This window comes from Methanosalsum natronophilum, assembly GCF_024808815.1.
Classification (GTDB): domain Archaea; phylum Halobacteriota; class Methanosarcinia; order Methanosarcinales; family Methanosarcinaceae; genus Methanosalsum; species Methanosalsum natronophilum.
Window position 1 is genome coordinate 18,292 of the sequence record NZ_JANUCS010000017.1, and the last position, 20,989, is coordinate 39,280.

Genomic DNA, 20,989 nt, shown 5'->3' on the forward strand with positions numbered 1-20,989 from the left:
AAAATAGGTATCGGTTTTATACTTACTTCTACTTTAACTAGCAATTATTTTCTTTGAGAATTGTACAAATCTTTTATTCTATCAAGTGTTTCAATTTCATCTGCGGATTTATCTGTTCTTAAGTTAACAAGTCTCGGAAATCTCAATGAATATCCCGAAGCATAGTTCTTACTCTTTTGTATCTCCTCAAATGCCACTTCAAAGACTACTTCAGGCTTAAATTCTAAATTTCTTCCATTTTCTAATAAAATAAGACTTGAAAAAAGCTCCGTAAGTTCAGATAAATTCTCATCTGTAAGACCAGTACCTACTCGTGCAATTGGCAAATATTCTCCACTTTTTTCATCATGACATGCTAATGTGAACGAGCCGATGAAATTCGTTCTTCGCCCATAGCCCCATTCACCTCCTATTACTACAAGATCAAGAGTCTCCATTATAGGTTTCTTTTTGAACCAGTTATTGCCTCTTTTACCTGGAGTATATGGAGAAGAAGGATTTTTAATCATTATTCCTTCATGACCATCATCAATTGCCTCAAAATAAATCTGTTCAACTTTTTCTACATTATCAGTAACAATTTGGTCACTAACGCTTAAAGAAGAACTATCTGTTATTATATTATGCAGAACTTTGCGACGTTCAGTGAGAGGGAGATCAACAAGTGATTTTCCGTTACAGTACATGACATCAAATATCTTAACAGTGATTGGTATATCTCGAGTAGTCATCTCAATGTCATATTTTCTGCGCAATCTTTTTAATATTTCTTGAAATGGTTTTGGCTTTCCATCTTCATCTATCGCAAAGGTTTCAGCATCAAGAATAACGGTATCTGTAGTTACTTGGGCTTTTACATAGCTTACCACATCTGGCAAGGAATTAGTAATATTTTCAAGTTTACGGGAAAATATAGTTACATCATCAAAATTTTTGTGAATTTGTAACCGTGCCCCATCAAACTTCCACTCAATAGCTGCATTATCCATATCTTTGATAGCTTTCAAAATGTTTGGTGCTACTTGTGCTAACATAAGTTTTATAGGTCTATCAATTTGAATGCTAAGTTCTTTGACTTCATCTATACCACCTTTTTTAGCGGCTAAAGCTACTACTCCTAAATCATTAGTTAACATGTAACCTCGCTCTATGAGTTCAGAGGGCACATTAAATGATTTAGATATAGCATTTCTTACAATACCTTCTCCTACACCAATTCTTAATTGCTCTAAAACAAGACGAGCCAAATATTGAGCTTCTTCAGGTGTAGTTTTACTGAAAAGATACTGTAGCATTTTCAGCTTATTTTCGTGGGAACCTTTCCCATTGATTGCAGCTATTTTTTTAAATGTAGTATAAACATCATTAAGTGTTAGTTTTGATTTTAATTTATTGAACATATCAAAAGTAATTTGGCTACCAGATCTTTTGTCTATAACTTCAACTGTAGTTTTTCCAATATCACCTTTATCTCTAACTATCTTTTTTATTTCATCTACTGAAAACCCAGATGCTTTTGATAACGAAGTATAAAACAAACCTGTACCAACACCTAAGTCATAATCACTCCAATCAGGAAAAACATCTCCCATTATGAAATATATGGCAATATGTAATTCTTCAGTATCAACCAATTTAAAAAATTCTGCGACTCTTTCAGTCATTTCAAGAGAACTACTAATATTCTCAATTTCTCTACAAACGTTTGCAAAGTCAGCGAAGGATGTCATATTGCTAAATCAGTCCAATTTTTAATTGTCATTATTACATATAGCAATGAGATCACTTAATATTGCACTCGCAGTTTCTATTGAACCGGCACCTCTACCTGTTATAGTAACTGGACCTGCTAGATCAGTTTGAACTGAAGCAACATTCAATGTATCTCCTACAGATAAAGGATGTCCAACAGGAACTAAACGAGGTCCTACACTAAGCTTTCCATTACGTACCTCACCTATAAGTTTGGTTACATAACCGTCATTATAAGCTAACAACATTGACTCTGGAGTGATTTTAGTTATTCCTACAGAATCAACATCTTTATATGTTGAATCCATGTCAAAAACACTATTTGCCAAGATTACTAGTTTACATGCAGCATCGATTCCTTCAACATCGTATGTAGGATCTGTTTCTGCAATACCTCTTTCTTGAGCTTCAGCTAACATTTGTTCATAAGATGCTTCTTCTTCAAGCATTCTAGTAAGAATATAGTTGCATGTACCATTGAGGATACCCTGTATACTCAAAATATCATTTCCAGCTAAAACACCTTTAATCAAATTGATTATAGGCATTGCTCCACCCACAGTTGCTTCAAATTTAAACTTACATCCGGATAAATTTGCAGTATCAACAAGATATTTATATTTAAGAGCAAGAGGACCTTTATTTGAAGTAATTACATGTCTACCATTTTCAAACGATGCAAGCATGTTTTCTAACCCTACACCACCATCTTCAATATTTGTGGGAGTTGTTTCTATAACAACATCATGCTCAATTTCGTTAATTATTTCAACGCCTGTTTTTTGGACATTTGCTACAGTTCCTTTTTGCCTTTTCTGTTCAAGTGCAGAATTAAGGTCGATACCGTTTTGATTTATGAACGAACCCTTTGAATCAGAAATTGCAATCACTTTAATGTCTAAGCCCATTTTGGTTAGATAATCTTGTTTTTTCATAAGAACTTCTGCTACACCTTGTCCTACTGACCCAAATCCAATAATTGAAATACGTACTTGTTTCATGAAATCACTCTCATTAAATAAACTGAGTTTCAATAGGCTCAATGACTAAAAGGTCTTTTTTATTTGCTACATTCTTAAGTAATGAAAGAGCTTCATTTAACTCTTTCTTACCAGTTGCATCAATCTTTAAAAAAGCAGACGATGGTTGGTTTACACGCGGCATGGATAAAGTTAAGCCAACCACTTCAGCAAATCCAGTAGAATCAATTTTATCAATTGTATCTTGAATATTAGTGTGGACAATGTGACCTATTATTATAACTGCACAATGTTCAAGAAACCTTTCTTCTCCAACTCTTACTACACTTACACCACTATCTTCCAGTCTACTAATCAAATTATCAAGTTTTTCTGAATCAATCTCAAAAACTATCTGTACTGGAATTGTGCCACGTGGTGTATGTTTCTCATGATGATGGACTACAGAAATTAAGTTACCCTTTAGATCGGAGATTGGCTGTAAGGCTAGCAGTAGCTGTCCTGGAATGTCTTTTAGTTCAAGGTCCATTGAAACTCGCATATATACCCTCTTTTGATTTGATAAATGTTCGACATTTATATGTGATTTTAGTTATTCTATTGTTATATTGATTAAAGATATGTTATTTAAGTATGTATCATAAAACTAACTTATGGAATACGCAGAATATAAGATTTTACAATAGCTTAATATAGTTATTTTTATAAAAAATTATAAATATAAACTGCTGTATAATAAGTAACCATTAAATAGAGTAATTAATAATATAGGAACAAAACTTATTGATATGGTTCTAAATAAAAGTGATTAATATGAGTAACGCTATCAGGACTACTTTATTGTTGGCAACTTTAACTGGATTGCTGGTTTTAGTTGGTGCGGTTGTAGGTGGACAAGGTGGAATGATTATTGCATTTATCTTTGCTATTATCATGAATTTTGGCACTTATTGGTATAGTGACAAAATTGTACTTAAAATGTATAAGGCACAGGAAGTCACGGAGGCTGAACAGCCACAACTATATAATACAGTACGTAAGCTTGCGGACAGAGCTAACATGCCAATGCCACGAGTTTATATAGTTCACACTTCTATGCCAAACGCATTTGCAACTGGTAGAAACCCCGAAAATGCCGCAGTTGCTGCAACAACAGCCTTAATGAATCTATTAGACACAGAAGAACTTGAAGGAGTACTTGCACATGAACTAGCTCATGTAAAAAACAGAGATACATTAATTAGTGCCATTGCTGCTACAATAGCCGGTGTTATTACCTTAATTGCTACTTGGCTTCGATGGAGTGCGATTTTTGGTGGACTTGGAGGTAGAGATAATCAAGGAAGTATAATTAGCTTTATTGCTTTAGCTGTAATAGCACCGCTTGCTGCAACAATTATTCAACTAGCTATTTCAAGGTCAAGAGAATTTGCAGCAGATGCCGAAGGTGCACGGATTTCTCAGAAACCTTGGGCTTTAGCAAATGCTTTACATAAGCTGGAACGTGGTGTGGGACATCAGCCACAACGAGAGAACATAAATGAAGGTACAGCACATATGTTCATCGTAAATCCATTCAAAAAAGGTGCACTAACAGCTTTATTTAGGACTCACCCACACACTGAAGAAAGGATTAGACGATTAAAAGAAATGAAATAATCGTTTAAATTATCTTTCTTAAAAGTAATCACATACTTTAAATCTTTTTTTTATTCATTTAGTATATAAAGTTTAATAGTTAAACAACAAAGTAATGATTAACTTGATGGCTAAGATAAAACTTTAGATAAATGTGAATTTTACTCATTTCACTTTGGAGATACTTTTATGACAGAACAATTAGTAGGAAGGATAATAAAAGCAAATAGTATAAGTGATGCATGGTATCGTGGTTTGAATATTATATGGAAACACGGCACTAAAATTACTGATGAAAGGGGAACTGAAATAAAAGAATTTCTTAACCTTATGATTGTGATAAAAGACCCTTATACTAATCAAATACCAGCGGATATATCGTGGAATACTGAAAGACTAGAAGAATATGCAAAGCAACTTATATCTGGAGACAATTTACAAGATTTTGAATATACTTATGGACAACGTCTTAGAAACTGGAACGATGAAATTGATCAAATACAATATGTAATCGACAAGTTAAAAAATAACAGCAATACTCGTAGAGCTACAGCAGTTACATGGATACCCTCAATTGATACTAAAGTTGATGAAGTACCATGTATGATAATCGATGATTTAAAGATTAGAAATGGTCGTGTTAATTTAACTACTCTATTTAGAAGCCATGATTTTGCAGGCGCCTATCCTGCTAATTTATATGGCCTCTCAAAATTACTAGAATACATTGCTGACAGGGTTGGCTTAAAACCTGGGAAAATAACTACAGTTAGCGTTTCTGCACATATATATAATCATGATTGGGATAAAATCGAACAAATTGTTGAAGGTGTATAAATAATGGAAGTGCATATTGAAAAATCGAATATCCAGGGTGAAGTATATGCACCTTCTTCTAAGAGCTACACACATCGGGCATTAACAATTGGCTTATTATCAAATAATACTACTATTTATAGACCATTATTATCAAATGATACTAAATCTACAATATATGCATGTAAAATGTTTGGTGCTGATATCAAAATTGATGATCACAAAATAGTTATTAAAGGAGTAAATGGTGCTCCAAAAATTCCTGATGATGTAATAAATATAGGAAATTCGGGGACTACTCTAAGATTTATGACATCTATTTCTAGCCTAACAGATGGGATTACAGTACTCACGGGTGACGAATCTATCAGAGCAAGACCTAATGACCCTTTATTAAAAGCCCTAAGCACTTTAGGCGTGCAAGCATTTTCTACAAGAAATAATGGATGTGCTCCTTTAGTAATAAAAAGTGGGTTTAAAGGTGGTCATGTTGAGATAAATGGGTCTATTAGCTCACAGTTCATTTCATCTTTGTTATTAACTTGTCCTTTACAAACAGAAGATGTTACTATTAATGTAAATGGAAAGCTCAAATCAAAACCTTATGTTGATATTACATTACAGTTAATTGAAAAATCAGGTGTACATATTATAAATGATAATTATTCTAGATTCTGCATAAAGGCGGGTCAAATTTATAATTTAAATGAATATACAGTTCCGGGTGATTTTTCTTCTGCTTCTTATATCCTTGCAGCTGCAGCTATTTTAGGTAATGGTGTTACTGTTAGGAACCTATATCCTTCGAGTCAAGGCGATATGTATATTCTAGATATTTTGAAGAAAATGGGTGCTGATGTCCAGTGGAATAAGTCAAAAGGAGATGTGGCTGTACGACCAAGTAACTTAAAGGGAATCACTATTGATGTAAGTAGTACTCCTGACCTTGTACCTACAATAGCAGTCTTAGCCGCTGTAGCTGATGGTAAAACTATCATAACTAATGCAGAACATGTGAGATATAAAGAAACTGATAGGTTACATGCAATGAACATTGAACTAAGTAAGATGGGAATAAATGTAGTCGAGAAAAAAGATGAACTTATTATCATGGGAGGTAAGCTTAAAAGCGCAAGCCTTGATGGCTGGCATGACCATCGTATAGTCATGGCACTCACAATCGCAGGACTTGTCGCAGGTAATACTACAATTACAAAAGCTGAATCTGTATCAATATCATATCCAAATTTCTTTGATGATTTGAGAGATTTAGGTGCACTTATTCAGAATATTTACTAAAATACTATTTTTTTTAAAAAAAGATGTAATGAAAGAGCTAACTATACAGTTAAACTCTCTCCTTAATTCAACAATTGATTTATTTTGCAGGTATGATAAGAGACCTTTCACCGGCTGGTGAGAATTCTCTAATTGCTCCACGACCAAATTCTTTTCTTGGCTGTGTGAAGTCAAATGGTAATAAATCATCTGCAAAGCAAATCTTTAGCAGTGGGTTTAATGCGAATGCATCGCCACGTCCAGCATGTGCAGCTGAAGTGATTGCAGCATATCCACCTTGGTGACCTACGTTCATTGCATAGTTTGGATAGTTAGGTCCACGTAGTTCAACTGGTGCACCTTCATCAGATTGATATGAAAATACGTTAGTTGCACCACATTGATCTTGTAGATCGTACCCAAAGAAACCTAGACGACCATGTGCTTCTTTATGCAAATACATAGAGAGATACCATGCTGAAAGACCTGCATTACCATGTCCTGTTGCAATTGCAGTTGCTGCACCAGCTGCAGCTGACATGACGGTTGCTCTTTGTGAGCCACCAAAGTGGTCCTCAAGTGCAGTTGGGTATTTTTCATAGTTCTCTAGACCATAGATTGTTGATTCTGTACCGATATCTTTAATCACATCAATTGTTGGTTTAATTTTGTTGTCAGTACCGGTGTTTGCTGCACCATCGTATTTATCGTTGATGTAATCAATGTCATAGTATAGGTTATCATCAAGTATGTTGTTTGTATATGCTGCAGTTGCATATTGTGTGAAACCTACACCACCAGACATGTAAGATCCTAACCAGATTTGGTCGTAAAGCATACATCCAGCACCTACAACTTCTAATGCAATGTTTGCAGGGTCTTCAGGTGTGATTCTGCTTGTTTGTACTATGTCTGATAAGTGACCAAAGGTTAGACCTCCAGGTTCATTTGGTGCACGCGCACGTCTTGCTGGTAGCATGTCACCCATTGAAACCACTGCTGCGTGTTTTGCAGCATATGATAAATCAGCCACAGCTGCTTCACCAGCACACATATTGTATGCGGAAATGAAAGACATACCAACTTGCATTGCAATCCATCTGCTAGTTTGACCACCATCAGTTGTTCTGCTTACTACAGTTGGAATATGGGCAGCCTGCCATGTGGTTTTACCAATAGATTCCTTTAGTTGTTCAGCTTGTTCTTCAGGGAATTCTTTGTTGATGTCTATAAGGAATTGATCATCAATTTCATCTGCGAGGTCATCGTCTCCTGTGAACACTTTGACGTAACAATCGTCTACAAGTGCTGGATGGGTTTCTACCATATATTCCTGAACTACTGCTCCGCCTGGTAATGCATGATTCAATACTTCTAGATAGTGGTTGATGGTCTCAGGTGTTACTTCAATACCCAACCTTTTCTCTAGTGTCTCGTGAGCCATATCTAGACCAACGACACAGGTTCTTCTGATGTCATCCCACATTTGCTGCATTGCTGCATTGTTGACATAGTGAAGATCATCAGGTTCAACCATTATATCGGTGCCTGATACAAATGATGGAGTGATTGCCCTTTGACCTAAAGGAATACCACCACAATGCATCATTGGATTATAACCAACAAGTCCTCTCTCTTTAGCAATCTTTTGTCCTGCTTCTTTCATTTCACGTTTTCTTGGATCTTGGTCAACACCAAGTCTGTGATATTTGTTTGCTTTGTCGGTGATTGAACCGCCGTCTTGCTTGTTGTCACCGAATTCTTTAGTAAATTTGATTTCAAGCTGCTTTTTGAATTTTCTTTCTCTATCAGTTGTCATTTTGTATCACCTCAGTCATTGTATACTTTTGGTTGGAAACCATATTCAGTTCTTGTTTCCCATACTCTGTGCACCCATTCAACAGCCTCATCATCATCTCTGAAAGCTACATTGTCTACACGGTAAATGGTTGTTCTCTTAGCGGCTTCTTCTTCAGACATTGGTTTTCCAAGATCTACTTTTTTGTCAAGTGGTCTGCCTACTTGATCTTTGTCCATGATGATTGTACCGTTTTCGAGTCTCCTTCTGTCAAGCATGTCAAACATCACACCATCTTCTTGAAGACGTAATGAGTGACCGTGGACTGTAGCACCTCTTAAACCTGAGAGTGCAGGACAGCTGATTTCAGTTTCTAATGATTCTTTTGCTAGTTTTTCCATATCTCTCTCACGAGCTTCTACAACTTGTCTTCCTGAGAGCGTACCTGGATCAACACCCCTAAATTTTATTGCAGCATAGTATGCTCTAAAATATGGTGTTGCTGGAGCATTGTACATAGAGTCTGCAAACTGGACGTATCTAACACGGTCCCCAGCTTTAGCTCCTTCTGTTGGTTCGACGAGTTCTCTTATTGAACACTCTGGTTCACCCATTTCAGCTAATGGTGGGTGTGTGCTTGGGTAATCACTACCTGGTGCACGATGTCCTAGAACTAATGTCAGGTCTTCATCTGAAATTTCTCTAAGCTTTTCAAGATTTCCTGACATATGCTTTCTTCTATTTTCAGCAATTATTGTGTTTCCTGGATAAAATTGTGGTTCATATGCCATATTTAGCACTCCTTAATTTTCAATTTCTTTCATTGTAAGTCTTACATCTTTGACGAGTTTATTTAAAACATCTCTTGTAGAGGTTTCTCCTCTAACAACTCCCGTCACGATTTCCATAACGATTCCTTTTGTTTGGATATTTTTATCCTTTGGTTTTACTACTCTAGTTAAAATTCCTGCTTTCGCAAAATCTTCAAAATCTACAGGTGGCTGACATACTACTATTGCGGGAATCTCTACATAAGACAAAATTTCCCTTGCCTTTTTCATAATATGGTCAGGGATATTGCCTAGATGGATTATAGCAAGTTTATGTCTTGATATTTGTTTTATTTCTTCTTGGGATATTCCAAATGAACCTGATCTCATTTCTACGTCAGGTATTCCAGATCCAGCTTGTAACACAAGTACACTAACCTGGATATCTTGTTTTCTCATTCCATAGGTCAGTTCACATACTGGTTTTGTGATATGACGTCTACCCGGACTCATAGCTAGTACTATAACATCGGAACTGCCGGCTTCTGAAAGAGTTCCTCTTTGTGCAAGACCTCCTCCTCTACCTAGGCCCATTCCATGCCTGCAATCAACTACTTGTGTCCCTCTATCAAACATCATATTAATTCACTTGTTCTCAATATCGTTATCTGATCTATTTAAGAAGCATATCTGTTCATCAAGACTTGCTTTTGGATCAAAGAGACCGCGTAAGTTAGGGTCAGCATCTGGACCACGTTTTGCGTAATCTGAAACCGTGGACCTCTTTGCAATAAAAGTACCTTCTCTGAACTCAAACCCAAAGGGTAAAAGATTTTCACATACCTCTCGTACACGCTCTTTTACTTCAAAGTCGCGAATTTCCATTCTGATTCTTCCAACCAGAATTGCTAATTCAAATGTTGTATCATTTATTTGAACTATTTTTCTATCTGGATGCAGAACATTTTCTCCAGTAGCTGGTCCATAGGGAACTTTGAGAGGTAAACGAGGTCCCTGAATTACTGCCCTTAAAATACCTTCTATTTGATTAAGTTCTAAGAGCAATTTTTGTGCACGCTCTGGTCCAAGTAATCTTTTAGGAAATATCTCGATTTGTATAGGATTTTTTGTATTCGAAGCAGAAACCATAGTATAAAACCTTTGGAATTATTAAAGAGCTTCTGATATTGAACTTATAGGTTCTCTGAATTCTTTGATTGATCCAAACACGTCACCAATTAAACCTGAGGTCTTTTCAATTGTGAACATCTGTGTACCTGCATCTAATGATACCGCAGCTGATACACATGGAATTGCAAATCCTCTGGAGTGTCTTGTAACAATGTGGTTTCCATTGAAAATACCTGGTCCACCACCACCATAGATAGAGTGGCTGAAGAATGAGAAACCTACAGCTGTACCTTGGACTTTACCAAAGTCACATCCTGGAAGTCCAGTTTCTTTCTCTAAGATATCATTATAGTATAATAATGTGGATGAAACATTTTGTGCTGCTCTTCCTGCACCAACGTTAACCATGGTTGCTGCTAAACTACCAGCAGCTGCACATGCATTCCACATAGCTACGTCATCAGCTTTGTAGAAATTATATCCAGATGGAGCTGTTTTATCGACTGAAATAACTCCAGCTTCAAGTGCTTTTTCTACAGTTGATTGGACTACTGTACCTACTGTGCCATCTTTCGCATTATCTTTTACAATATCGTAGACTATGTTGTTAGCATTAAGACCCTGATATGCAAATCCGAGTAATTGGAATCTCTCAAACATTCCAACTGCATTACCCATTTCATAAATTCCTGCTTGTTCATAAATTGATGAAAGAGCAGCAGCATTCATTGCTTTACGGTTAGTAATTGCAGCAATGTGATTTGTCATAATGTTTCTTAATGAGAAACCTAGACCTTCATTTTTCTGAGGGATACTTAAAATTGAGGCTACGTTTCCACCTGCAAGGTCCATCGTTTGTGGATAACTTCCCCATACTGCAGCTTTAACGTATGGTGCATCAAAGATATCAGTATTGAATTGGTTCATGATTGATTGAACAACTGCAGCTGCTCCGACTGTAACAGCGGAAACATAATCTGCACCTACGTTTGTCCTTGATGTTGGTACTTGTACTAGAAGTTGTTTTCCACCACCAAGAGTTTCTACGTTTGTGTCATCACCATTACTTACTTGGACAAGCTCTTGTACTTCATCCTGAATTGCACCAGCATTACCTACTATGTCATAGTCTAGCTCGTTTCCAAGAATTTGTCTGCCTTTTCCGCCCATTTTACCTGTAGCAAGGGCTTTTTCGATACCAGCAAGGTTTATTGCAACAGATCTCTTTGTTTCTGTGACAATCTTTTGAATTGCATCATTTCTTGTTGGAGCAATGTCTATAAGATCGACGCCGCTTTCCAACAGTTTACCTCTGTCGTCATAAATGTCTATTTTTTCAGACACGTTTACTTTCCTCCTATTTTTACTTTAAAAATCACTTATTAGGCACATGGTTGTATTCAAAGATTTCATTATGCCACTTTACAGTACATATTGTAGTGTACCTAATTGTGAGATTGATATGATTCTTTGAAACTCCTCCTAATAAGCTTATGATAATCATAGATGTATTAACTTTTAAAGGTTTTCATTCATATCTTCTGCACTTTATTTTGTAATGATAAATAATGCATATTTATAGACTCTTTATACTAACATATAAAATTTGTTTTATGTAGATGAATTAACTTTTTATAAAATGATTATATATCGAAATTGGTAAACAACACTAAACCAATGAATAGCTGGAGAGAAAATTTTCTCTAAAAACTTATATATTGGTATTTACTACTCAACTTAACATGGATATAGTTGCAGATATTGGTGGAAGTCCTGGAATAGATTGTCAAGGGTTTTGTAAGTACTGTTATTTTAAAAGTGTAAAAGAGGTGCTTCCATTTGGCTGCAAACATTGTTTTCCATTTCAAAAAGGATGTGATTACTGCACAAGAAGTGTTAAGGAATCCTATCCAGGATTTAATCATCCACAGTATGTAGTTCAACAAATAACTCAATCGTTTCATTTAGGGAATGAAAAAATAAATAAAATTACAATAAGCGGTGGAGGAGATATTAGTTGTTATCCAGGACTTTTTGATCTAGTGAAACAAATAGCACAATTTAATACACCTATTCATCTTGGTTATACTAGTGGAAAAGGGTTTAAAGATAAATCAGAGGCCCATACTTTAATAGAATATGGGGTAAAAGAGGTCTCATATACTGTTTTTGCTACAGATTTAAAATTAAGAAGAGAATATATGAACGATAAAAATGCACAAGCTTCAATTGATACACTAAAGGTTTTCTGTGAGCAATGTGATGTATATGCAGCAATTGTTATAGTTCCTGGAGTTAATGATGGAAAAGTTTTGGATAAAACATTGAAGGATTTGGAGGACTTTGGGGCTAAAGGAGCAATTTTAATGAGATTTGCTAATGAATCGAGTCAGGGTTTGATTTTAGAGAATGCACCAATTTTATCTAATATTAAACCACAAACTATTGAAGAATTTGTAAAAACAGTGCATGCATGTAACGATAAATTTGATTTAAGAATTTCCGCAACACCATTAGAAGATCCCTTAATAGGTTCTCCTTTTGCAATACGGAACAATAAAAATGCTTTATCTAAGCTACCAAAAGTGAGTAAAGCTGCAACTCTGATAACAGGGTTAATTGCAGCTCCTAGAATCGCTCAAATTTTTAATGAGTTAAATAGTGATGTGAACATTGTTCCTTTGAATAAAGATATTAGTTGTTTAATTACAATAGATGATTTCAAACACATTGATCTGAAGATGGTTAAAGAAACTGTAATCTTACCAGGAAGAGTATTTGCCCATGATTCTGAAATGAAAAATATTTTTTTAAAAGATGGGATTGATAGGCTCGTAAGAAGGGGACCTGAATCCTTAACATACGATGGTGAAATGTCTATTAGTATGAAGTATGATGAGGTTATAGATTTTGAAATTCAGAAGTTTACTGAACTGATTGAACAAATTAATGCCATAGGCACATGATTTATCAATTAAAGTTAATATTTATATATAGTCACATAAAATCCGACAATCCCATTTGTTTTGATTGATCGTTTTCGAAAAGTGATTTTATATCAAGCGCTATTAAGTCAATTCTTTGTTTAGTATAACTAGAAACATTGTATTTTTCAGAAACTTTCATTGAAATATCTAAGTATTTTTTTACTGCCCCTTCGTGCACCGTAAGTATTACTTTTCCATTATTGCATTTATTACATTTTCCGGTAAGAGGTGGTCTTCTAAATTTTGCACCACACTTTAGACACCTTGTACCTTGTCGAGAAAATGCACGAAGATTACCATACATGTCAGGTAGAAAATGAGAAATTAAAACTCTTTCAGCAACATCTGATGCATCCACTGAACGTAAAATATCTGCTAAATTCAATTGGGCGTCTATTTTTTCAATCATTGTCCCCAATGTCTTATAAGCACTTTTTACTGGACCGCATGCAATGTCAGAAGTATCGTGTGTAAACATAAATTTTTCATATTGATCACAAGTACCTAATCTATTACTTATTATGTCCATTTTATCTTCTATATCTTTTGGGTTCGTAAATTTCTGAGCTGCTCGATAAAACTCTAAGGGATATCTCGAACATACATCAATATTATGTGCTTCTTTATCAACTTCATTTGGATCTAGCCTAGTAGTAAGAACGAGAGGTGCATCCATCTTTCCACCTCTTTTGTTTGGTAGAAATTCGTAAGAAAAATTTAAAAGACCATCCATGAGAAGCATCACACAATCCTCATCACCATCACAATTTCTTCTTTTTGCTGCATGGAAGTATGGATGAGCAAAGCCTACAGCTGCTTTAGTAAATCCAACCAATCTTCCCAATACACCAGCAGAAGTATGTGGGGCCAACCCAATAATTAAAGAACCAATAATATCATCAATTGTTTTAGCATTATAATATGGTTCCTTTTTATAATGTTTGATTAATAGTTCATCAATATAATTTGTTGCCCTTAATAAATAAAGGGCAGCATCATAAGATATTACTATATCTTGTACTTTCAGCTGTAATATCTGAGAGCTTTTTTCTAGTGGGTTACCATATATATCTTCAGTATAACCAAGTTCCTTAATTTTGTCAACAGATACTGCAATTTCTGATGGACGTATATGTGTTAGTGGCATATCAGACATGTCATAACGTATTGTTCCATCTTTAAATGTAAATAAGTCGTGTTTAGCACGTAAAATACCTTTTTCTAAAGATTCTGGAGTCATATGCTTTGACATTAATTTTTTTACACCTTTAAAAGAATCTAGACAGTTACGTTCACCTAAATTTTTAAAAGCATTTTGATAAATTGATTTGAAATCAACATTCCTTGTATCTATAGATGTTGAATAGCTACCACAACGTGGACATTTATCAGTATTAACAGTTATCTCACAACGCTGACAGAACAGTTTAGGAGCTGTATATTTACCACAGCTGCATCTACATTCATGTGTTTCCTTATTGCAAGAGGGGCATATACGATTACCTACTTGAATTGATATTTCACCTACTTTACTGTTCATAGACTCTTTAAAGCAGGATGCGGCATTTATATCTCTTTTATTCCCTCCAAAATCACCGATTGGAAATAATACGTGTGGAGCAGGTGACATTTTTCTGCGATTTGACTTTTCGGGTCTACCCATCCTTGCACCTATTCGGTATGGGGATCTAGGAAATATTTTCAAGTCACTTAACTCATTAATAATTGATAAAGTATCAAATTTATTATAATCTATTTCAAGGACTTGTTTTTTATATTCTAGCTTATTGTTCAACCCAAGAGAGTATAATAGAGGTAAAGGCTCATCAATAAAAAGCTTGGATTGATCAACTCTATGTAAAACTAGAAGCTTTTCTAGAATTGATTTTATAGTATATGCATCAGGCTTCTCTAGGCTAAAAGTTAATAATTTGGTATTATTTTCTAATTTAGAATGATCATGGAAAAATTTACTCAACAGTTCTATTTCATTTGTAGTTACATCATGCCATAAATAAGTGAACTTTGGATGAAGAGGAACATTATATTTAAATGAAAGTTCAAGAGCCATATCTTGTGAAGGATTTTTGAATTTTTCTTCATCACATTCAAAGGATGAAGATGAAACTTTGCATTCTTGTATCCACCATTCAAAACAGAAGGAAGAAGGAATCAGTGGATGATTATTTTCAAGGAAATCTCCATAATTAATCAGAACTTCACCTAGATCTAACACACAGTCAACTTGTGCTTTAATAGCTCTTGCCTCAATTTCATTATCTATACGAATAACACATCCGCTTCTTAATCTGACAGTAGAACCTTCAATAGAATCTACAGGTGCTACACCAGCTGCTTTTCCAGGACGCTCAGTTTTTATCTGAGTACCTGTAACTATAAATTCATCCATTAGTATCATGCTAGCAGGATTTATTCCAAGGGAAGCAAAAGATGTGTTTCGAGACCTTCCATACCTTAATCTAAAACCGCCTGGTCTTGATGGATATGAAAGTACTGGTCTACCTGCAATTAGATCGCGTAAATACTTATCACTTGGTTTAATTTTAGAACTATTATCATCAGAAATCTTATCGCCATTCGTATTACCACCAGAAATTAATGAATCTAGCCATTCCCAACCACCTATATTGAGCTTTTTAACATGTTTTTGTATTTTAGGGGCTTTTAAGGCTAAACCTTCTGCAAGAACAAGAGCCATACCTCCCCTTGCTCTATTTGTTGGTATACGTTCAAGATTCCTATAGCCTTCAACTTCCGCTTGTTCGGTGGGTTCTCCATCAATACATACTGGACAATTACTAACAATCAGTCTCATTTCTTCTTCTGATGGCATATATTGAAGACTTGCTACATTCTTGTAGAGGTTAATTTCTTCAATGTAGCGTTCAATTTCTTCATTACGTGGTTTAAATCTATCAACTTTAATTCCACGTCTTACATAATCACCGACAAGTATGGATAGAGCTTGAGCTGTTCCTCCTGCACTTCTAATGGGACCTGCATAATAAATACATATGTATTCAGAACCATCATCATTTTGTTTTATGTCTACGCGATCTATACCTTCAATTGGTGCAGCAACCACTCCTTCTGTTAACATCGCTACAGACACTCGAATTGCATTTTCAACTGCTTCAACTCTTGAATCAAAGCAAATGATTTTATTTTCAGCAATTTCTTTTCCAATAGCAAGTGCAGCTTCTTCTCTAGACATTTGTTCTTCAAGTTGTCTTATTCTTCCAGCAACCCCAGGTACACCTATAAGATTTTCTACACGTTCAGCTAAGTCTTTTGCTAGTGGTATTTCTACTGTTGGCTTAGGATCTCTACCATTAGCCCTTGCATTATTGGCTATCTTGATTTCTTTATGTAGTTTTACTTCCAAATCACTAAAGTATTTTTCAGTTAACTTACCAAATGAATCTTTTTGCATGGTGAAAATACCTCTAAGTAACAGTTTCAAAAAGCTACTCAAATATGCTTATACCAGATATTCATGTTCTCGAGGTTACCAGCAATGTTAGTATTATTTACAAGCTTTCCTGTAAATTTGTATCCAGCTTTTGAAAAAATTATATTGATCCCGTAAGAACATGACCTACATATAGTATATAAGGTAAGTATGTTTCTATCTTTCATTTCAGATTCCATTTTTGTTAAAAGGAACCCTGATAATCCTTTGCTTCTAAAATTAGGAATAGTTGCAAAATCAGTCATTTCTGCATTTTGTGAAGCAAAGTCAATCTCCGTTGAAGAAACAGAAACCAAATCATTATTCTTAAAAACACCAAAATAAACAACATTATCTTCCATAGTGTCTTTAATATATTTTGGATCTTGTATAGGAAATGGATAAGTTTCAAAAACTATGCTATAGACCCTTGCAATTGCTTCAATATCTTTCTCATTGCATATACGGTAATCATATTCAGAACCTAATAAACCAATATTACTTTCATTTGATTTTGTTAGTGCTGTTTTGATTACTTCTTGATCAATATTTTCTGACATATCTATCTTCCGATTTTCAGAAAAAAACTTCCCTAAAAAGGAAACATCTTTATACCCAGAATAAAACTTTGGGATATAAGCTTCTTCTTTATAACCATATTGGAAAAACTTAGTATTATATTCACGCGGGACTTTAACAAATATCTTTGAATACTTTTTTTCCCCTGCAAGTTCGTCAAGATAATAGATAATTTCAGGTAAATCTTTAGTGTTTGTTTTCATTAGATAAATACGATCATTAAACTTTCCATGCTGGATGATAGAGTTATTTATCATTTCAACTTTATCACTCACTGTTCCTTCTCTCCATCCTAGCTGTATCTTCAGGAATAAGACTTACCTCATCATCGTGGTCTGACAAAAGCTTAGAGATGCCAATTGCTTTGTATTCTTGAGCATCATCAAGTTTTAATTGTAGTTTGCAATCATCACAGTTGCGATCGCAAAAAATAGCTTCATAAGTATCAGGTTCTTTATAAGAAGTTATTACACCTTCATAGTTTCGTAGAATAACTTTGTTAGTAGACCAAGATACTAAGTAGTTTGGCATAACTGGTATTTTACCCCCACCACCTGGAGCATCAATCACATATGTAGGAATTGAAAAACCACTAGTATGACCTATTAAATTTTCCATTATTTCTATTCCTTTACCAACAGGTGTTCTAAAATGAGCTAACCCCTCAGACATATCACATTGGTACAAATAATAGGGTCTAACACGGTTATGAACAAGTTTGTGAATTAAGCTTTTTATAATTCTATGACAATCATTTATACCTGCAAGCAAAACAGTCTGATTACCCAGCGGTATACCTGCATCAGCTAGTTTTTTTAGAGCATTCTTTGAAGAAGCTGTAACTTCTCTTGGATGATTAAAATGGGTGTTAATCCATAAAGGATGGTGCTTCTTTAACATGTTCACTAGATTATCAGTAATTCGGTACGGAAGTACTACTGGCATTCTAGTTCCTATTCTAACCACTTCTACATGAGGAATTTCGTCTAATTGTGTTAATATCCAGTCAAGATAATCATCAGGCAGCATAAAAGGATCTCCACCTGACAATAAGACATCTCTTACTTCATTATGCTCTTTAATGTATTGTAGCCCTTCAACGACTTCATCTTTTTGTGGTATAGAATCTACATCACCAACCTTTCTTTTTCTAGTACAATGTCGGCAGTACATAGAACATGTATTACTTACATGGAAAAGAACACGATCTGGATATCGGTGGGTAATGCCTGACACAGGACTATCTTCATCTTCAGATAATGGGTCGTTCATTTCACATTTATTCAATATAAGCTCGCTAGGCGATGGAAAAGATTGTAAAAATATAGGGTCATTATAGTAGTCCTCTGCTTCAATTAAGGACAAATAATAAGGAGTTATAGATAAAGGAAAAGTCTCAAGTGTTTTTTGCAGTTTCGACCGTTCATCTTTACTAAATTTTATACCAAGTAGATTTTCAAATGTATTTATATCTTGAATTGAATGTTTTAATTGCCATTTCCAGCTTTTCCAATTAGAAATAACGGTTTCATTATCAATTTTTTCTGCTATGCTTTTTTGTTGATCAGTGTATTGAGCCATAGTATGGTCACTCATATGAATTTCTTAAAAAATAATTAAATACTAAATTGCCTAGACAAATATATCATTATGTTATGAAATAATTCATAACGTAATTATACTTCATCTATATATTAGACAAAATGTTTATTGTAAAAGTATTTTCCATAATTTTAGATAATTAGATAGTTTTAATGTGTGGTAAACTTTTGTTTTATTCTATAAGTAATTAATTATTCATTTTAACGGAACATAAGTGAAGGACGTTAATCGACCTATAAATTAATTGTTTACTCATTTGTATTAGCTACCTATAAGAACATTTTATTTTAGTTGGTTTATTTTATGTCTTATCATTAAGTTTGACCCGAGAGTGTAAATAATCAAAATAATACCTAACCAAAGTAATGGAGATGCAAATTCTTCATAACCAGCATAATATATCACAAGAGCAGATCCGATTATTACAAGATTTATTTTACTGATTTGTCTGTTCCGTTTCAGCGTACTTTGATATTTTTGTCTTCCAACAATGCTATTTTTTTTTTCACCTTTCATATAAATCCATCCTATAATTATAATATTTCATCTGCAGCTTTTCTCAATCTATTGAGTACAGCCACTCCAATACCTTCATTATTTATATTTCCATCAACTATTATTATATCAAAATTATTATCATCAAAGTATCTTAAACCTCTAAACAATGCTTTTCCAGCATCTATTGCATTTTTACCTAAAGAGAATGAATTATTAAGATGATAGTAAGATTTTATGTGTTGGCTAGTTTCTTCCATAAGGAGTAGGCCCACCTTTTTCTTTTTTTCTTTATTCTCTTTTTGAAGTTGCACAATCTTCTCAGCATGTTTTTCAATTGTGCTAGTTAGAAGTGCAAGTATGACATGAGACTTAGGAGAATAATGTTTATACTTCAAACCAGGTGACTTGACTATTTTACTTTCTTCAGCATTATTGTTGTAACCAACTTCTACTCTATCTAAATGAGCACATAGGTCATTATAGCTAATATCTCCTGGGCGTAAAATGGTTGGATATGAAGAAGTTAGGTCCAAAACAGTTGACTCTAAACCAATTGTTACATCACCACCATCAATTATTATATCTATTTTACCATTTAAATCTTTGAGTACATGTTGAGCTGTTGTTGGGCTTGGTTTTCCAGATAAATTAGCACTTGGAGCTGCGATTGGACAACCCGAATTCTTAAGTAAACTAATAGCTATCTTATTTGCTGGCATTCTAATAGCAACTGTATCTAGTCCCCCCGTAGTTATATCTGGAACAATTCTTTTTCTTTTCATAATTAATGTTAGAGGACCCGGCCAAAATAAATCAATTAGTTTATGAGCCTGATCAGGTATCTCTAAAGCGATTTTGGAAATATCCTCTTTAGAGCTAATATGGACTATTAAAGGATTGTCTGCAGGCCTGCCTTTTGCTTCAAATATCTTGCTTACAGCTGAATGCTCTAAAGCATTTGCTCCTAACCCATAAACAGTCTCTGTAGGAAATGCAACAGTCCCTCCATTATAGACTACACTAGATGCATATTCAATATACCTATTAAAATTTTTATTGTTAAGTTTTAAGAGTTGAGTTGAAGTTTTATACATTATGCTTTCCTTCACTAGCAGATAGCGTAACATGTTATGTAAAATATAAATACTAAATGGTTCGTTAGATTTAGATACATTTAATGCTAGTCTAAATAGCTAAACTGCAAGCTTTACTTTTTAAATCAAATGCCGAATAAGAAAAACTTATATAAAATAGGTACATTAGAATTTTTGTGAGCGGGCCTTTTTTTTGAAACCCCACTCCCAAATTTACCCCCACTCCCCAACCCGCTCACATTAACACCTTAGATAAATATTGCTTTATAGAAACTATATTTCCTTTAAATCAATTTTATATGATAAATGGATATTCCTATATTTCTTAATGCAAAAAGCAAACAAAATCAATAGAGATAATTTTTTTAAAAAAACTAATTATTTTAAGAGAAAGCATAAACAGGATTTGTTAATTACCTTGCTTCTTATAATAATCTATTTTAGCAGCATATGAAACAAACTCTAACATTGTTCTAATAAGTAGACATTGTGGTTATTATGGTTGTGTCACTATTTTGCTGTAAATTCTCCTGTACCACACTTTAGTTAGAGATCCATGTTTAAATATCTATTTCCTGTTAACCATTCTTCGTT

17 protein-coding genes are annotated in these 20,989 nt (G+C 34.4%); 4 read left to right on the top strand and 13 right to left on the bottom strand.

The features are described 5' to 3' along the window. Window positions 1–44: 44 nt before the first annotated feature. From J2T59_RS08600 to J2T59_RS08610, 3 genes are read right to left on the bottom strand one after another with little or no spacing between them, the layout of a single operon-like run. Complete coding sequence (locus tag J2T59_RS08600) at window positions 45–1,730, bottom strand: ATP-dependent DNA ligase (protein WP_259135529.1); 1,686 nt, start codon at window positions 1,728–1,730, stop codon at window positions 45–47. A gap of 21 nt (window positions 1,731–1,751) precedes the next feature. Further along, entirely contained in the window at window positions 1,752–2,753 is a 1,002-nt protein-coding gene (locus tag J2T59_RS08605) for a homoserine dehydrogenase (RefSeq protein WP_259135530.1), read from the bottom strand. Window positions 2,754–2,766: 13 nt separating this feature from the next. Next, on the bottom strand, window positions 2,767–3,273 hold the full coding sequence (locus tag J2T59_RS08610) for an amino acid-binding protein (protein WP_259135531.1): 507 nt from the start codon (window positions 3,271–3,273) through the stop codon (window positions 2,767–2,769). 272 nt (window positions 3,274–3,545) lie between these two features. Between J2T59_RS08610 and htpX the strand changes: the two genes are divergently transcribed. The 3 genes from htpX to aroA all read left to right on the top strand — a co-directional run bounded on the left by htpX (window position 3,546) and on the right by aroA (window position 6,485). After that, window positions 3,546–4,391 carry a zinc metalloprotease HtpX gene (gene htpX / locus J2T59_RS08615; protein ID WP_259135532.1) on the top strand — a complete coding sequence of 282 codons (846 nt, stop codon included), beginning with the start codon at window positions 3,546–3,548 and terminating at the stop codon, window positions 4,389–4,391. Between the two features lie 168 nt (window positions 4,392–4,559). After that, the gene (locus J2T59_RS08620) at window positions 4,560–5,207 is read left to right on the top strand and encodes a thymidylate synthase (protein WP_259135533.1); all 648 of its coding nucleotides are present in this window, start codon (window positions 4,560–4,562) and stop codon (window positions 5,205–5,207) included. A 3-nt stretch (window positions 5,208–5,210) separates the two neighbouring features. Beyond that, window positions 5,211–6,485 (top strand): 3-phosphoshikimate 1-carboxyvinyltransferase, encoded by a 1,275-nt coding sequence (aroA, locus tag J2T59_RS08625; RefSeq protein ID WP_259135534.1) that lies wholly within the window; start codon window positions 5,211–5,213, stop codon window positions 6,483–6,485. A gap of 79 nt (window positions 6,486–6,564) precedes the next feature. Here the strand turns inward: aroA and mcrA are convergent, their stop codons facing one another. Genes mcrA through mcrB form a run of 5 tightly spaced genes read right to left on the bottom strand, consistent with a single transcriptional unit; the run spans window position 6,565 to window position 11,507 of the window. Then, on the bottom strand, window positions 6,565–8,283 hold the full coding sequence (gene mcrA / locus J2T59_RS08630; RefSeq protein WP_259135535.1) for a coenzyme-B sulfoethylthiotransferase subunit alpha: 1,719 nt from the start codon (window positions 8,281–8,283) through the stop codon (window positions 6,565–6,567). A gap of 11 nt (window positions 8,284–8,294) precedes the next feature. After that, entirely contained in the window at window positions 8,295–9,053 is a 759-nt protein-coding gene (mcrG, locus tag J2T59_RS08635) for a coenzyme-B sulfoethylthiotransferase subunit gamma (RefSeq protein WP_259135536.1), read from the bottom strand. Between the two features lie 12 nt (window positions 9,054–9,065). Further along, window positions 9,066–9,671 carry a methyl-coenzyme M reductase I operon protein C gene (gene mcrC, locus J2T59_RS08640; protein WP_259135537.1) on the bottom strand — a complete coding sequence of 202 codons (606 nt, stop codon included), beginning with the start codon at window positions 9,669–9,671 and terminating at the stop codon, window positions 9,066–9,068. Window positions 9,672–9,677: 6 nt separating this feature from the next. Next, window positions 9,678–10,181: a methyl-coenzyme M reductase operon protein D gene (gene mcrD / locus J2T59_RS08645; RefSeq protein WP_259135538.1), complete on the bottom strand. Its 504-nt coding sequence runs from the start codon at window positions 10,179–10,181 to the stop codon at window positions 9,678–9,680. 21 nt (window positions 10,182–10,202) lie between these two features. Continuing rightward, window positions 10,203–11,507, bottom strand: a complete 1,305-nt coding sequence (mcrB, locus tag J2T59_RS08650) for a coenzyme-B sulfoethylthiotransferase subunit beta (protein WP_259135539.1) — start codon at window positions 11,505–11,507, stop codon at window positions 10,203–10,205. Window positions 11,508–11,905: 398 nt separating this feature from the next. On the opposite strand from mcrB, the gene mmp10 reads away from it, so the two are divergent. Further along, window positions 11,906–13,129 (top strand): methyl coenzyme M reductase-arginine methyltransferase Mmp10, encoded by a 1,224-nt coding sequence (gene mmp10 / locus J2T59_RS08655; protein ID WP_259135540.1) that lies wholly within the window; start codon window positions 11,906–11,908, stop codon window positions 13,127–13,129. 31 nt (window positions 13,130–13,160) lie between these two features. Here mmp10 and J2T59_RS08660 read toward each other — a convergent pair whose 3' ends face one another. The 5 genes from J2T59_RS08660 to J2T59_RS08680 all read right to left on the bottom strand — a co-directional run bounded on the left by J2T59_RS08660 (window position 13,161) and on the right by J2T59_RS08680 (window position 20,395). Continuing rightward, complete coding sequence (locus J2T59_RS08660) at window positions 13,161–16,604, bottom strand: DNA polymerase II large subunit (protein ID WP_259135541.1); 3,444 nt, start codon at window positions 16,602–16,604, stop codon at window positions 13,161–13,163. Window positions 16,605–16,642: 38 nt separating this feature from the next. Then, the gene (ablB, locus tag J2T59_RS08665; protein ID WP_259135542.1) at window positions 16,643–17,476 is read right to left on the bottom strand and encodes a putative beta-lysine N-acetyltransferase; all 834 of its coding nucleotides are present in this window, start codon (window positions 17,474–17,476) and stop codon (window positions 16,643–16,645) included. Further along, window positions 17,469–18,782, bottom strand: a complete 1,314-nt coding sequence (gene kamA / locus J2T59_RS08670) for a lysine 2,3-aminomutase (RefSeq protein WP_259135543.1) — start codon at window positions 18,780–18,782, stop codon at window positions 17,469–17,471. The genes ablB and kamA overlap by 8 nt, the downstream gene beginning before the upstream one ends. A 303-nt stretch (window positions 18,783–19,085) precedes the next feature. After that, complete coding sequence (locus J2T59_RS08675) at window positions 19,086–19,319, bottom strand: hypothetical protein (RefSeq protein ID WP_259135544.1); 234 nt, start codon at window positions 19,317–19,319, stop codon at window positions 19,086–19,088. A gap of 17 nt (window positions 19,320–19,336) precedes the next feature. After that, window positions 19,337–20,395: an L-threonylcarbamoyladenylate synthase gene (locus J2T59_RS08680; RefSeq protein ID WP_259135545.1), complete on the bottom strand. Its 1,059-nt coding sequence runs from the start codon at window positions 20,393–20,395 to the stop codon at window positions 19,337–19,339. Window positions 20,396–20,989 lie beyond the last annotated feature (594 nt).